Raw genomic sequence first — 15,366 nt, 5'->3', positions numbered from 1 at the left:
TGACATGATAGAGACGAACGCCCCAGTAAATGTGATCACTCACGTTGGCTGGGGCGTTTTGCGTTCATGGTTCATGTTGCCAAGGCTCTGGAGTGCAAGGTGCGGCTACTTACTGGGCGGGCCACACGTGTCTCAGTGCCTCCAGTGCGGCCTTGACCGCGGGCTCTTCTGCTTTGTCACTGCGCCACACGACACTCAATGCACAGGGCAGGCGCGTGTCCGGCACGATGTTGAGCCCTCGTTCCTGTCGCTCGGCCAGTGCCAGCACATCGCGCGCGAGTGACAGGCCCACACCCGCCCGCACCAGATCCAGCATGCACACCTCTTGATCCACCTGTGCCACGCGATGCAGTACGCAATCCACATCGCGCATGGCGTGTGCCAGTAGCCGGGAATGCACCGAGTTGTCGGGAGTGACGATCCACGGCAGGGCCGCCAGTGAGGCCCAGTCGGTCGCGACCAATCGAGATGACCAGCCGGCGGGCGCCAGAATGTAGTAGTCGAAGAAGGCCAGCTCCCGGTAACTCAGCGTGCTGTCGTCTGGCCCTTCGCCGGGTGGGGCAAGATAAAAGCCGATTTCAAGCTCATCACGGCTGAGCGCCTTGAGCACGCAGCCACTCATCCCATGCTGAAGTGCGGTTTCTACCCCGGGCGCTTGCGCCAGGAGATGACGCAGAAAGCTGCCGAGTCGGATGAACTCCGGATCGACGATGGTACCGATTCGCAGCTTGCCCCGTAGGGTGTTGTGCAAGGCAGCGGCGGCCTGCTCGAAATGGCGCGCACTCGCCAGAGTGCTTTCCGCATTGGCGAGCAGTGCCTGGCCATCGGAGGTCAGTTGCAGCCCATGCGGATGACGATCAAACAGACTGAGGCCCAGAGCTTCTTGTAGTTGCTTGAGCTTGAGGCTGATTGCCGGTTGCGAGAGGTGCAATACCTCGGCGGCCCGAGAGACGCTGCCGGTACGGGCCACGGTGACGAAGGCTTGAAGTCGGGACAGGGGCTGCATCGGGTGAGTTCTCATCAGCAAGGGGATGGAGGGTCAATTGAACATGGCGCTCTGCATTCTTGACTTGTCACGGTCATGAACGCCTATCCCCCATTGGTCTAGCGCGACGGAACGAGGTCTGACGAGCTGGCGGGCAGACTGCCCCTCCCGGAATAGGGGGAGCTGCCTGCAGCCCCCGTCCTGAAAGGGTTTCAGTACGAACTGACTTTCAGCGTTCAGGCACCTGTCGTGATATCAGGCATCGTTATATCGTGCCCCGAAATAATTCAATTGATCGCCCTGTCTGGCGGGGTAGATTCAAGGCACAGCCTTCATGACGGTTGCCTCGTGAGCATCGGTGTCTGGAAGGCATGCTTTCCAGCCAGGCAAGACAGCTTGCGCCTGCCGTGTGCTTCGACTGTGTCTGCCAGGGGATGTGCCATGCACGACAACGCCAAACAACAACAAGCTGCCATCAGCGATATCCCTCATGAGTACGACTTCATCATCGTGGGCGCCGGGTCTGCCGGCTGCCTGATGGCGAATCGACTGAGTGTGAATCCGAAGCACCGTGTGCTGCTGGTCGAGGCGGGTGGGCGGGACAACTACCACTGGATTCATATCCCGGTGGGGTATCTGTACTGCATCAACAACCCGCGTACCGACTGGCTATACCGCACCGAGCCGGCCGCGGGGCTCAATGGTCGCTCGCTGCTCTATCCGCGCGGCAAGACATTGGGCGGCTGCTCCAGCATCAACGGCATGATCTACATGCGCGGCCAGGCACGTGATTACGATCACTGGGCCGAAGTGACCGGCGATGATCAGTGGCGTTGGGAGCAGTGTCTTCAGGACTTCATGCGCCATGAGGATCATGCCCGTCTCGATGAGGGTGGTGATGCCACGCCGGAGCATCGTGACTTTCACGGTCACGGTGGTGAGTGGCGCATAGAGCGTCAGCGTCTCAATTGGAAGGTGCTGGATGATTTCGCGACAGCGGCCGAGCAGGCCGGCATACCGCGTACCGACGACTTCAATCGTGGCAGCAACGAAGGTGTGGCCTATTTCGAGGTCAATCAGCGTTCGGGCTGGCGCTGGAACACCGCCAAGGCCTTCCTGCGACCGGCGCTCAAGCGCGATAACCTGACGCTGTGGCACTCCACGCAGGTCAATCGGCTGCTGTTCGAGGGCAGTGATGCGCAGAGTGAAGAACAGCGTCGAAAACAGAGCGCTGAGCAGGAGTCACTGCGGTGCACAGGCCTGCAGGTGGTGCGTGATGGCGAGGTCATCAATCTGACCGCGACACGCGAAGTGGTGCTGTGTGCCGGTGCCATCGGTTCGCCGCATCTGTTGCAGGTCTCGGGCATCGGTCCGGCGGCGCTGTTGTCGTCTCACGGCGTCGAGGTGGTGAAGGACCTGCCAGGTGTAGGCGAGAACCTGCAGGACCATCTGCAGATTCGCTCCGTCTACAAGGTCACCAATGCCAGAACACTGAATGCCATCGCCAGTACTCTGCTCGGCAAGATGGGCATCGCCATGCAGTATCTGTTCAAACGTTCTGGCCCGATGAGCATGGCGCCGTCACAGCTGGGAGCCTTTACCCGCAGCAGTGCTGAGCATCACCATCCCAACATTCAGTACCACGTGCAGCCCCTCAGTCTGGAGGCATTCGGGCAGCCGCTGCATCCATTCCCGGCGATCACGGCCAGCGTCTGTAATCTCAATCCGACCAGTCGCGGCACGGTGCGGCTGCAGAGCGCGGACCCGCGGCAGGCGCCCGCCATCGCCCCCAATTATCTGAGCACCAAGGAGGACCGCAAGGTCGCCGCGGATTCGCTGCGCGTGACACGCCGCATCGCCGGTCAGCCGGCCTTTGCCCGTTACCAGCCTGAAGAGGTCAAGCCGGGCATCGAGTATCAGAGTGATGCGGAGTTGGCCACGCTGGCGGGGGATATCGGCACCACCATCTTCCATCCTGTCGGTACCACGCGCATGGGGCGGGCGGATGATCCGATGGCGGTCGTTGACAGTCGCCTGCGCGTCATCGGTGTGCGGGGATTGCGAGTGGCTGATGCCGGTATCATGCCGACCATTGTCAGTGGCAACACCAATTCGCCGACGTTGATGATCGCGGAAAAGGCGGCCGGCTGGATGCTGGACGACGGTGATGCACGCACATGAGAGCAGGTCAGGCGGCCGTCATGATCAAGTCGCCGAGTGATCCGGTTGATCCCATGGCCTGGTAGGACAGAAGTTGTGCAAGACTTGCCATGAAACCTCATCATCTTGCCTGTCATCAGCGCATGATGGTGAATCAGCGGCTTCAACCGCAGGCATGACACGACGCCTCATTCCGAATGTCTCGGGATGGGGCGTCGTGCGTTGCTCACAGCGAGAGATCTCGGTGATCTGCCTGAGAGGCCATGTGAATACCGTCCTAGCATTCCTACGACTAAAGATGAATGACGCTCATGTTGAGATGAGAAAAGGCCGTATAGCAACTCACGGTTCGTCAGCCGCTGGGGAAAGTGTACTGCGCGTTAAATCTATATATGTATAATTCCCCGCTCTTTGTATTACCAGAAATTATCGAACTCGCAGTGAAGCTCGGCCGCGATGCGACGCCTGTCGTGTCGTCGAAGCTTCCTCACAAAGGTAAATGTTGTGCGACAAGACGTAACTCCTTCCAAGCGGGGCGATAGTCTGGACCCCAGGGTCTTCATCCCTGCCGTACTGGTGATTCTGGCCTTCATTGGCCCTGTCATCATGTTCCCCGAGGCCAGCACCGCGTTGATCAACTCGGCCTTCGCCTTCGCGACTGGCAAGTTCGGTTGGCTGTATCTGGTCGCAGGTCTGAGCGTTGTAGTGTTCCTCATCTGGCTGGCGATGAGCCGCTACGGCAATGTGCGTCTCGGCGGGGCAGAGGATACGCCTGACTTCTCCTATTTCAGTTGGGTGGCGATGATCTTCACCTGCGGAATGGGCATCGCGATCGTCAACTGGGCCTGGGTCGAGCCGATCTACTACTACACCTCGCCCGCCTATCACGTGGTTGCCAAGAGTCGCGAAGCGGCCGAGTGGGCACTGGCCTTCGGTCAGTTCCACTGGGGGCTGACGCCGTGGGCCTTCTATTGCTTGCCTGCGCTGCCGATTGCCTACTCCATGTACGTCAAGAAGCGTGATGGGGTGCGTCTGTCCGTCGCCGCCCGTGGCCTGCTGGGTCACCATGCCGATGGCGCCTGGGGCGTGCTGCTGGATTCCATCGTGGTGTTCGGCATCGTGGGCGGTGTCGGGACATCGCTGGGCCTGGCCGTGCCGCTGGTGTCTCAGCTGGTCAGCGGCATTCTGGGTGTCGAGGCCAACTTCGGGCTGGAAGTCGTGGTGCTGTGTATCTGGACAGCCATGTTCTCGGCCAGTGTCTGGTTCGGGCTGGCCAAGGGCATCAAGATCCTCTCTGACGTCAATGTGATTCTGGCGATTTTCCTGCTGGCGTTCACCTTCATCGTGGGTGACTCGCAGTTCATGGTCGAAGGCTTCGTCAACAGCCTCGGCAAGACACTCGGCAATTTCATTCCGATGAGTCTGTGGACAGACCCAGCGGGTGATTCCACCTTCTGGAAGGATTGGACCGTCTTCTACTGGGCCTGGTGGATCGCCTATGCACCGATGGTAGGCCTGTTCGTGGCACGCATTTCCCGCGGGCGCACCATCCGTGAGTTGATCATCGCCGAGCTGGTATTCGGCTCACTGGGCACCTGGATCTTCTTCGCGGTATGGGGTGGCTACGCACTGGATCTGCAGATGAGTGGCGTGCTGGATATCAAGGCGCTGCTGGACAGTGGCGGTATCCCGCTGGCGGTGGAAGGCATCCTGAAGACATTGCCTTACGCCAAGGTCGTGACGATCGCGTTCATCCTGCTGTGCTTCATTTTCCTGGCGACCACGCTGGATAGCTCCGCCTACGTACTGGCATCTGTTACCTCGCGCAAGCTTTCCGGCTATCAGGAACCCAAGCGGTCTCTGCGTCTTGTCTGGGCTTTCCTGATCGCTGCGGTAGGGGTGTCACTGATTCAGCTGGGCGGTCTGCAGACAGTGCAGACCTCGACCATTGTCGTGGCATTGCCAATGATCCCGGTGCTGATGATTCTCGCACTCTCGATGCTGCGCTGGCTCAAGAATGACTTCCCCAAGGAAGAATTGAATCCTGTGCTGGTGATTGACGACATGCCTGCCTTCCGACGCTCTGCCAAGAAGAAAGCGCAAGCCAAGGATTGAACGCGTACGTGAAGTGAAAAGACGGCGGTGAAGAAGCGGCTCCCTTTGGGGGCCGCTTTTTTTGTCTGTCGTCTGCTTGTTGCGAATGACCGGCGCCATCCTGTGCCGTCTTCGCGAAGCTGACTGGCGTCTTGATGTCGTTGACCTGATTGGTGAGGTTGACCCGATTGGTGAAGTTGACCCGATGGAAGGAGTTGCTGAGTCGTTGCGGTGAGGTGACTGCAACGACGTCAGGGAGCCGTTTTGGGGTGCCACCACAGTCGCGTGCTTCAATCAACAGGGCGGCAGGATAGCTCGGATGATGGTTGGATCAAGTGGCTGCATTGGCGCAACTCTGCGTTGATTGAGTGAGTTTTCACGGAACATACCTTCAATATTGTCAATACCTAATGAAGCAAGAAGAGGGTAAATCCTCGTGATATATCCCTTATAAAAAGCACTATCACGTTGCCAAAGTCGCAACATCATCGCTTTTTACTATGTAGTCGTTAGCTATTATTTATTTTTGCTATCGCGCTGGCGCACGAATACTTCAGCTCGTTAACCATGATTCCACGAGGAAGTCGCCCGATGCTGAACATCCGTTTTCCCCTCAAGACCATGACCGCTGTCATGGCGTTGGGTCTCTCTGCCAATGGCCTGGCGCAGGAAGAAGAGACACTGACGCGTTCCAACGGCGCGCCGGTCGGCAACAACCAGAACTCTCTCACTGCAGGCCCGAATGGTCCGACACTGCTTCAGGATCATCACCTGATCGAGAAGCTGGCTCACTTTGATCGTGAGCGTATTCCTGAGCGTGTCGTTCACGCCCGCGGTACCGGAGCCTATGGTGAATTCCGTGCCACTGAGGACCTGAGCGACCTGACCGTCGCGGCGCCTTTCCAGACTGACGGCAAGGTCACTCCGGTGTTCGTGCGTTTCTCTGCGGTCATTCACAGCAAGCATTCGCCGGAAACCCTGCGTGACCCGCGCGGCTTCGCGGTCAAGTTCTACTCTGATCAAGGCAACTGGGATCTGGTCGGCAACAACTTCCCGGTCTTCTTCATTCGTGATGCGATGAAGTTCCCGGACATGGTGCACTCGCTGAAGCCGGATCCGCGCACCAACCTGCAGGACCCGAACCGCTTCTTCGACTTCTTCAGTCATATCCCCGAAAGCACCAACATGCTGACCTACGTCTACTCGCCGCTGGGGATTCCAACCAGCCTGCGTGAGATGAATGGTTCCGGTGTGCACGCCTTCAAGTTCGTGAATGCCGAAGGCGATTGGAAGTATGTGAAGTTCACCTGGAAGTCGCGTCAGGGCAATAACGGCATGTCCGTGGCTGAGGCCGCCAAGGTGCAGTCCACCAACTTCAATCACCTGACCGATGATCTGTACACGCACCTGGATCAAGGCGACTTCCCGATCTGGGATCTGTATGTGCAGACCATCGAGCCGGACCAGCTCAATGACTTCGACTTCAATCCGCTGGATACCACCAAGATCTGGCCGGAAGATTTGATCCCGGCGCGCAAGGTGGGTGAGCTTGAGCTGAACCGTGTACCGGACAACTTCTTCCAGGAGACTGAGCAGGCAGCCTTGGCCCCGAGCAACATGATTCCGGGGATCGAGCCGTCAGAAGATCGCATGCTGCAGGGGCGTCTGTTCTCCTACGCCGATACCCAGCGTTACCGCCTGGGCGTCAACCACCAGCTGTTGCCGGTGAATGCGCCCAAGGTGGACGTACACAGCCATAACCAGAATGGTGCCGGTTACTCCGCGCCGCGTTCTGGCTCCGTCAACTATCAGCCGAGCCGCAATGCCGGTGGTCTGGTGGATGATGCGACCTATGAGTACAAGCGCTACACCCTCAATGGCACCACTCAGCAGCAGCCGATCGACAAGCAGCAGAACTTCGCGCAGGCCGGTGAGCTGTATCGCTCCTTCTCCGAGCAGGACCAGACATTCCTGATCGAAGCGCTGGCGGGCGATCTCGGCAAGGTCAAGAACGACGAGATCCGCAACATCATGGTCAGCCACTTCTACCAGGCGGATCACGAGTATGGCGAGCGTCTGGCCGAGCAGGTCAATGTCGACATGGATGACGTCGAAGCCTTGATCGAAAAGTGATACCGCAACAGAGCTGACATGACATTTTGTTGAAGTGCGCCAGAGGTCGGCAGAGGGGGCAAGCGTCCCTCTGCCGATTGGCCAGATACGCGACGGGAGAAACGATATGGAGCCAATGAAACGAAGCATGCCTCGCCAGGCAGTTCGGCGTGGCGTCATGCCGAGCCTGGCAGGGCTGACGATGAGTCTTTTGCTGGCGATATCAGCAGCACCTGCACTGGCGGCAAGCGACATCGATATCTTCGATGCCGCTCGCGATGGAGACACTGCCGCGATTGAGCAGTATTACGCAGACGGTGGCGATGTGTCGGTCACCAATTCGCGTGGCTTTACCCCTTTCATTCTGGCGGCGTACTACGGCCACACCGAAAGCCTGGCCGTGCTGCAGCAAGAAGGCGCTGACAGTTGCGCGCTGGATGAAAAGGGCAGCAATGCGTTCATGGGAGTGGCATTTCGTGGTCATGAGCAGACTGCCGAGTGGCTGCTGGGCAATACCGACTGTGATGTGAATCATCGCAATTACAGTGGCCAGACGGCACTGATGATGGCTTCACTCTTCGGCCGCGAAGCGATCATTGAGCAGCTGCTGGATGCCGGTGCCGACAAGAGTGTGGTCGATGTGCAAGGCAACACTGCCGAATCCCTGGCGGCCGCCCAAGGACTGTCCCGTGTAGTGACGCTGGTGAAGTTCAATCTCTGAGACGACTCTTTGATGAAAAAGCCCGTTTTGGAGACATGACGTCAGTATTTATTGGTAGATATCGACAGATGGCGACAGAAGGCGTTAGAGAGGCAGTAGAGACAACGATGAAGGAGAGGGCAGTCAACACCTCAAGATAGAATTACCACACGGAATTGCGGGGAGGTTCATCGCTTTTCGCTATATGAGCATTAGTCATTATTGATTTTAGCTATCAATAGCTTTCGCTAATACTGCGGCGCGTAAACCCTGATTCCACGAGGAAGTTGTCTGATGCTGAACGTCCGTTTTCCCCTCAAGACCGCCGCTGCTGTCATGGCGCTGGGCATGTCGGCCAATGCCATGTCGCAGGAAGTGACGCTGACACGTTCCAACGGGGCACCCGTCGGCAACAATCAGGATTCTCTGACGGCGGGTCCGAATGGTCCGACGCTGCTGGAAGATCACCACCTGCTGGAAAAGCTGGGGCACTTCGAGCGTGAGCGTATTCCGGAGCGTGTCGTTCACGCTCGCGGTGTCGGTGCCTATGGTGAATTCCGTGCCACGGAGGATCTGACGGATCTGACCGTTGCCGCGCCTTTCCAGGACAAGGGCGACGTCACGCCTGTCTTCGTGCGCTTCTCCAGCGTCATCAACAGCAAGGGGTCTCCGGAAACACTGCGGGATCCGCGCGGATTTGCCGTCAAGTTCTATACCGATCAAGGCAACTGGGACATCGTCGGTATCAACTTCCCGGTGTTCTTCATCCGTGATGCGATGAAGTTCCCGGACATGATTCATGCCCTGAAGCCGGACCCGCGCACCAATCTGCAGGACCCGAATCGTTACTTCGATTTCTTCAGCCATATCCCCGAAAGCACCAACATGCTGACCTACCTCTACTCGCCGCTGGGGATTCCCGAAAGCCTGCGTGAGATGGATGGTTCTGGCGTGCATGCCTTCAAGTTCGTCAATGCCGAAGGCGATTGGAAGTACGTGAAGTTCACCTGGAAGTCCCGTCAGGGCGTGCATGGCCTGACGCCGGAAGAAGCCGCCAAGGTGCAGTCCACCGATTTCAACCACCTGACCGATGACCTCTACACGCATCTGGATGCTGGCGATGATCCGGTCTGGGACCTCTATATCCAGACGCTGGACCCGGACAAGCTCAACAGCTTCGATTTCAATCCGCTGGATACCACCAAGATGTGGCCGGAAGATCTTATCCCGGCCCGCAAGGTGGGTGAGCTGACCCTGAATCGCACGCCGGACAATTACTTCCAGGAAACCGAGCAGGCCGCGATGTCACCGGCCAATCTAGTGCCGGGTGTCGAGCCGTCGGAAGATCGCATGCTGCAAGGCCGTCTGTTCGCCTATGCCGATGCACAGCGTTATCGCCTCGGTGCCAACTTCATGCAGCTGCCGGTCAACGCGCCCAAGGTTGAGGTACACAACAACCATCAGGATGGCGCGGGTTACTCCAAGCCGCGTTCCGGTTCCGTCAACTACCAGCCGAGCCGCTATAAAGGCGCGCTGATGGATGACTCCCAGTACGAATACAAGCGTTATGCCCTCAACGGCACGACTCAGCAGCAGCCGATCGACAAGGAGCAGAACTTCGCTCAGGCCGGTGAACTGTATCGCTCCTTCTCCAAGCACGATCAGGACGCTCTGATCGAAGCGCTGGGCGGCGATATCGGCAAGGTCAAGAGCGAAGAGATCCGCGACATCATGGTCAGCTACTTCTATCAGGCTGACCATGAATATGGCGAGCGTCTGGCCAAGATGGCAGATGTCGACATGGAGGATGTTGAAGCCTTGGTCGACCATCCGGCTGACTGATCCTTCGGTCTTGCCGAGACGACAGGGAGGCCATGCCTCCCTGTCGTGATTTCCCGATACATCCCTCTGTCTGGCGCCGCCCCATCTCTCTGACATGGCCCCGTGCCGGGCGCACGTCGTCACGACTCGCACTGAGGAGTCCTCGCATGTTCTGCTATCGCAAATCGCTGTCAACCAGCGCTCTTTCCTCTCTTTCGCTCAGCATCATTGCCTCGCTGAGCGACATTCTTTCCCTGAAGGCCGTCTGGACATTGGCGCGACGTCTCGCGCGAACCGGGCTCGTCATCGCCGCGTTGCTGATGAGTCTGGTGGCCTTGCCGGCACTGGCCGCAGGCCCCATGGACACTGGCGATGTCATGGACGCGGCGCGCGAGGGTGACAACGCGGCCCTTGAGCAATATCACGCCCAGGGAGGGGATCTCTCGATCACGGGATCGCACGGCTACACCCCCTTCATCATGGCGGCCTACTACGGGCATACCAATACGCTGAAGTTGCTAAAGGAATTCGAGGCTGATACCTGTGCACTGGATGAAAGAGGCAGCAATGCCTTGATGGGCGTGGCGTTTCGCGATCACCTCAAGACGGCTGACTGGTTGATCGCCAACACGGACTGTGGCGTGAATCACACCAATTACGCGGGTCAGACGGCGCTGATGATGGCCTCGCTGTTTGGTCACGAAGCCATGATCCAGCATCTGCTCAAGGCCGGTGCTGACCCAAGCATCGTCGATGCCCAAGGTAACACCGCAGCCTCGCTGGCAGCGGCGCAGGGATTGACGCGTATCGTCACGCTGGTGAAATTCAATTCATGAAACGGAGCTGATGACTCGCGATCGCCCGTGGAATCTTCAATGGCCTCATCAATGGCCGCGATGGACGATTCGCTGGGATATCTGAGCCACCAGGCCCGGCAGTTCTTGCGGATGTCGCATGCGCAGTGCACCCGAGGGCGTATCGAAGCCATCGTCATGATGCGTGAAGTGGATGACGTGCATGCCAGCGTCGAGTCCCGCCCTGACACCCACCGTCGCATCATCGATCACGATGCAGTGTGCGGGCGAGTACCCCATCTTTTCCGCCGCCAGACGATAGATACGTGGGTCCGGTTTCCAGACGCCAAGGGTATAGGCGCTGAAGATCTTGCCATCGAAGAAGCGGGCCAGGCGCGTGCTGTCCAGGGCCAGACGCACCTTGCGCTCCGGCCCGTTGGAGACGACGCCACACGGGTATCCCGACAGTGCCATCAGGGCCTCTGGCATGCCGGGCATGGCCGTCAAACGTGAGCGCATCAGGTCTTCGAGCATGGCGCGCATGCGCGCCTCCATTTCCTCCAGACGTACCCGTTCCATCTCGCCATGTACGGCTTCCAGCTCCCTGACGATGCTTCTGAAGCGCATGCCCCGGTAGTGATCCAGATACTGGGTTGTCGTGAAGGGCAGGCCGTATTCGGGCAGGGTCGCGACCATTGCCTCAGCCAATAGAATCTCGCTGTCTACCAACGTGCCGTCTGAATCAAACAGCAGGCAGAGTTCCGCCATCGGTGCCTCTTGGAATCGTCAGGAATCAATAGTCTGACAGTAGCAGGTTCCAGCGTTCACCGGCCATGCCGCAGCCGGTGCAGAAGGGGTTATCTGTTGCGTGTTGGCACTATTGTTCTCTCTATCTCTTCCTCTTCATCTTCCTCTCGGGATCTATCGCCGCCGTCGCCTGATGTTGAAGTGAATAATCAAGGATGGGGGAGTGCGAGGGCTCAGCCCTTAGATGATAATGAATCTCTTTCAGTAATTGGTGGACTTTTACAATCATCTCTATATAGTTGATCTTGTCTACTAGATAGCGAGCGTACATGACAGTTTCCACTCTCAATGATGCCCTCCATCAGCTCATGCATGCCTATCGGCGTCAGCTGAAGGAAGGGATACGTCACCACCAGATAGCCCTCCCGATCACGCATGTTCGCGTGCTAAAGGGGGTGTGCCGCATTCCGGAATGTACGGCGGGAAAGATCGCGCAACGTATGGATCAGGACAAGGCGCGCATCACGCGTGTTCTCAATGATCTGCAGCAGGCGGGGATGATAGAAAAGGCCAACAATCCTCACGATCGACGTAGCCACTTCCTGTCGCCTACGCCTGAGGGGCTTGCGATGCTGGATAGAATCACCGCGTTGGAGCAAGAGACGGCCCAGCAGTTGACACGACACCTGGGCGACCAGGATCTCGACACCTTCCTGCGCATCGTCGACACCATCATTCATAACGCCAGCGGGTTGTCTGATACCGGCTTGCCAGAGCCGTCACCGGCTCGTAAGGCCGATAGACAAGACACCGTAGCCCCGCAATGCGCCCCTCGAACTGACGACTGAAGGAATGAGTTTCATGAGTAGACCAACCCCTCGTGAGCTGGAAGTGATTCGGACCGCCAAGGTCACCGATCACATGCTGCGCGTCACGCTCGGTGGCGAGAACATCACGGATATCCCGTCAGACCAGCAAAGCGCCTATATCAAATTGATCTTCGCGGGTGGGGAGGGTGATCGTCGGTTGATGCGCACCTATACCATTCGTCATCAGCGCCCGGATGAGATTGATGTCGACTTCGTGATGCATGGCCATCAACAGGAAGCCGGCGGTGTCGCGGCACAGTGGGCGGCCAATGCCAGACCCGGCGATCGCATCATGGTCGGCGGCCCTGGCCCGAAGAAGTTGATCCATCATGACGCTGATACCTTTCTACTGGTGGGCGACATGACGGCCTTGCCAGCCCTGAGTGTCAACCTGGCCGAACTGCCCGAGCACGCGCAGGGGCATGCGGTCATCGAAGTGATCGATGACGCTGATATCCAGACACTCGCGCATCCGCGGGGCGTACAGCTTCACTGGGTCGTCAATCCCCATCCGGACGCAGAAGGCACGTCATTGCTCGAGACCGTCAGTGCCCTGCCTTTGCTGTCAGGCCGAATTGCCGTCTGGGCTGCCTGCGAGTTCGGCAGCATGCGGGCACTGCGGCGCTTTCTGAAAGCCGAATACGAGATCCCCAAGTCTCACTTCTATGTCTCCAGCTACTGGAAGATTGGCCAGACCGAAGACGGTCACAAGCTGGCCAAGCAGCAGGACAGTGAATCAGCAGAGGGTTGAGCGTTCTGCGCCTACTGATATGAAAAAGCCTGACACAGTGATGTGTCAGGCTTTTTCATGGATGAGTCTTTAGTGGTGTGATGCTGTGTGGGGCGAGCCTAGCCGGTAGAACCAGCTTTCTCGGCAGATATCTTCTTGAGCTGTACCGGCTTGCGGATACCGAGGAAGTAGACAAACACCACTGTCAGCACTACGAAGAACAGGCTGTCCGGCGTGGTGATGAAGGTTATCGGGTTGCCGTTGGAGAGCGTCAACGCACGGCGCAGGAACTCTTCCAGGTTCGGGCCAAGAATGAAACCGAGCAATAGCGTGATCACTGGGTAATCGTGCTTGCGCATCAGGTAGGCCATAACCCCCATCACCAGCGTCATCATCATCTGGAAGACTGAGTAGGTAGCGACGAAGCTACCGACCACGGCCAGCAGCGCGATAACTCCGTAGAGCACATCCTTGCGAATGGTGACGATACGCAGGAAGTATGGGCCCATCAGATAAAGCGTCAGCGGAATCAGTACCAGCGCGCTGAAGAGTAGCGACGCGAGCATGGGCGCAATCAGGCCTGACTGCGAGGCCATCAGTTGCGGCCCTGGCTGAATACCGTTGATCACCAGTACCCCAAGTACGATGGCGGTGACCGGATCCCCCGGAATGCCGAAGGTCAGCATCGGTACCAGGGCACCACCACAGACTGCATTGTTGGCGCTTTCAGCCGCCGCGATACCTTGCGGATTGCCCTTGCCGAAGCTTTCCGGTTTCTTGGAGGTACGCACGGTTTCCACATAGGCGAGGAAGCCGCCCATCGAACCGCCGGCACCCGGTAACGTCCCCACCAGATACCCGATCACGGTCGACTTCAGATAGCAGGCCACACCGATTTCACGAATGGTGCTGAGTGGTGGGATGAAGTCGCGACGCTTGAGCTGAGTACTGGCCTTCAACTGGCGGCGCATGTCGGCATCTTTCTTGCGATTACCCACCTGAATCAGCAGCTCACTGATGGCGAAGGTACCGATGATGACCGGCATCAGATCAATCCCTGCCGTCAGCTCACTGACACCGAAGGTAAAGCGGGCCAGCGGTTGCATGGCATCCAGTCCTACCGTCGCGAGCATCAGACCGAGGCACGCGGTTATCCCGGCCTTGCGGATATTGCCACGCTGGGCCACCACGATCACGATCAGTGCAAAGGCAATCAGCGAGAACTTGCCGGTGGTCTTGACCAGCAAAGAGGCCTCGGCAATGAAGGGGGCAAGCACGATGAGTAGCAGCGCACCCAGGCTGCCGCCAATCATCGAGGCGAAAGAGGCATGGCCCAGTGCAAGCGCACCCTCGCCACGTTGCTGCATCGGGTAGCCTTCCAGTGCCGTCATCATTGAAGACGGTGCACCGGGAATATTGATGGTGGTCGCAGTAATGCTGCCGCCGCACATGCCGGCCATGTAGATGCTGGCGCACGCCATCAAGGCGGTGGTGACATCAAGGCTGTACGTCAGCGGCAAGAGCAGGGCGAGCGCCAGTGTGGCGGTCAGGCCTGGAATTGCCGAGAAGATAGTGCCGATCACGAAGCCTGCCACGACATAGAACAGAATGACCGGGTCGAGCAGCAGCGCAAAGCTTGAAAATACCTGAACGATGAAATCCATGACTTAGCTCCCGCTACCAAGCCCAAGGGCAGGCAGTTCAAGGGTGGGCAGGTGAACATTGAAGAGCTGCTCGAAGAGTACATAGCCCAGCACGGCAATCACGCAGGCGATCACTGCCTTGCTCATCCACTTCTTGCGACCAGAAAACAGCAGCATGATGGCGTAGACATAGAGTGCCGACGACAGCAGATAGCCGAGATGCGAGAAAGCCAGAATATAGAGTGCGGTCGCCGCCATCAGGCGCAGAGCAGGCGTGAACCAACTCAGTGCGCCAGTGACTGGCATTTCTTCTTCTGCAGAATCTGCGTCGGGATCGCCTGCGGATTCGGGGGCTGCATGGTGTTCTTCAGCAGGTGTTGCGGGGGAGTGAGAGAGACGTTGGCGTGCGTCACGGTAGTTGGCGATCAATTGTGCCAGGCACAGGGCAAAGGCAATCAGCCCAATGAGCAAGGGGAAGAATGACGGCGAGAGTCGGCCATTCTCCATTGGCGCTGCCAGTTGCTGTGCACTGATGAGATAAAGTGCACTCAGAGCTGTCAGTACCAGCGTCAGAGGTGTAGAGCCGCTGATCAGCCAATGGCGCTGCGGCGTCTGCAAAGCGGTGCGTTGCATGGTAGAAGTCCTTACCGGTACCCGACAGACATCGGGTACCGGATAGCGATGGAGAGCGGAGAAGGTGCTGTCGTCTTT

General features: G+C 58.2%; 12 protein-coding genes. 8 read left to right on the top strand and 4 right to left on the bottom strand.

The genetic code is table 11. From position 1 onward, the window contains the following. Nucleotides 1-109: 109 nt before the first annotated feature. A complete protein-coding gene (locus GQR90_RS10760; protein WP_158774110.1) occupies nucleotides 110-1,006 on the bottom strand; it encodes a LysR family transcriptional regulator in 897 nt (298 codons plus the stop codon). A gap of 420 nt (nucleotides 1,007-1,426) precedes the next feature. On the opposite strand from GQR90_RS10760, the gene GQR90_RS10755 reads away from it, so the two are divergent. The 6 genes from GQR90_RS10755 to GQR90_RS10730 all read left to right on the top strand — a co-directional run bounded on the left by GQR90_RS10755 (nucleotide 1,427) and on the right by GQR90_RS10730 (nucleotide 10,708). Next, on the top strand, nucleotides 1,427-3,166 hold the full coding sequence (locus tag GQR90_RS10755) for a GMC family oxidoreductase (RefSeq protein ID WP_158774109.1): 1,740 nt from the start codon (nucleotides 1,427-1,429) through the stop codon (nucleotides 3,164-3,166). Nucleotides 3,167-3,649: 483 nt separating this feature from the next. Next, nucleotides 3,650-5,260 carry a BCCT family transporter gene (locus GQR90_RS10750; protein ID WP_199269410.1) on the top strand — a complete coding sequence of 537 codons (1,611 nt, stop codon included), beginning with the start codon at nucleotides 3,650-3,652 and terminating at the stop codon, nucleotides 5,258-5,260. 570 nt (nucleotides 5,261-5,830) lie between these two features. Continuing rightward, nucleotides 5,831-7,372, top strand: coding sequence for a catalase (locus GQR90_RS10745; protein ID WP_158774107.1), 1,542 nt, complete (start codon nucleotides 5,831-5,833; stop codon nucleotides 7,370-7,372). A gap of 127 nt (nucleotides 7,373-7,499) precedes the next feature. Then, entirely contained in the window at nucleotides 7,500-8,072 is a 573-nt protein-coding gene (locus tag GQR90_RS10740) for an ankyrin repeat domain-containing protein (protein WP_199269409.1), read from the top strand. A gap of 273 nt (nucleotides 8,073-8,345) precedes the next feature. Next, complete coding sequence (locus GQR90_RS10735; RefSeq protein WP_199269408.1) at nucleotides 8,346-9,893, top strand: catalase; 1,548 nt, start codon at nucleotides 8,346-8,348, stop codon at nucleotides 9,891-9,893. 146 nt (nucleotides 9,894-10,039) lie between these two features. After that, nucleotides 10,040-10,708 (top strand): ankyrin repeat domain-containing protein, encoded by a 669-nt coding sequence (locus GQR90_RS10730; RefSeq protein WP_158774106.1) that lies wholly within the window; start codon nucleotides 10,040-10,042, stop codon nucleotides 10,706-10,708. 48 nt (nucleotides 10,709-10,756) lie between these two features. Here the strand turns inward: GQR90_RS10730 and GQR90_RS10725 are convergent, their stop codons facing one another. Continuing rightward, nucleotides 10,757-11,434 (bottom strand): HAD family hydrolase, encoded by a 678-nt coding sequence (locus tag GQR90_RS10725; protein ID WP_158774105.1) that lies wholly within the window; start codon nucleotides 11,432-11,434, stop codon nucleotides 10,757-10,759. A 308-nt stretch (nucleotides 11,435-11,742) separates the two neighbouring features. Between GQR90_RS10725 and GQR90_RS10720 the strand changes: the two genes are divergently transcribed. Continuing rightward, a complete protein-coding gene (locus GQR90_RS10720; protein ID WP_158774104.1) occupies nucleotides 11,743-12,261 on the top strand; it encodes a MarR family winged helix-turn-helix transcriptional regulator in 519 nt (172 codons plus the stop codon). Between the two features lie 13 nt (nucleotides 12,262-12,274). Beyond that, nucleotides 12,275-13,033 carry a siderophore-interacting protein gene (locus GQR90_RS10715; protein ID WP_158774103.1) on the top strand — a complete coding sequence of 253 codons (759 nt, stop codon included), beginning with the start codon at nucleotides 12,275-12,277 and terminating at the stop codon, nucleotides 13,031-13,033. A gap of 98 nt (nucleotides 13,034-13,131) precedes the next feature. Here GQR90_RS10715 and GQR90_RS10710 read toward each other — a convergent pair whose 3' ends face one another. Further along, nucleotides 13,132-14,676, bottom strand: coding sequence for a tripartite tricarboxylate transporter permease (locus GQR90_RS10710; protein ID WP_158774102.1), 1,545 nt, complete (start codon nucleotides 14,674-14,676; stop codon nucleotides 13,132-13,134). A gap of 3 nt (nucleotides 14,677-14,679) precedes the next feature. Further along, nucleotides 14,680-15,288 (bottom strand): tripartite tricarboxylate transporter TctB family protein, encoded by a 609-nt coding sequence (locus tag GQR90_RS10705; protein ID WP_158774101.1) that lies wholly within the window; start codon nucleotides 15,286-15,288, stop codon nucleotides 14,680-14,682. Between the last annotated feature and the right edge of the window lie 78 nt (nucleotides 15,289-15,366).

The sequence above is a fragment of the Cobetia sp. L2A1 genome (assembly GCF_009796845.1).
Lineage (GTDB): Bacteria > Pseudomonadota > Gammaproteobacteria > Pseudomonadales > Halomonadaceae > Cobetia.
This window is presented reverse-complemented; position numbering and strand designations above follow the sequence as displayed.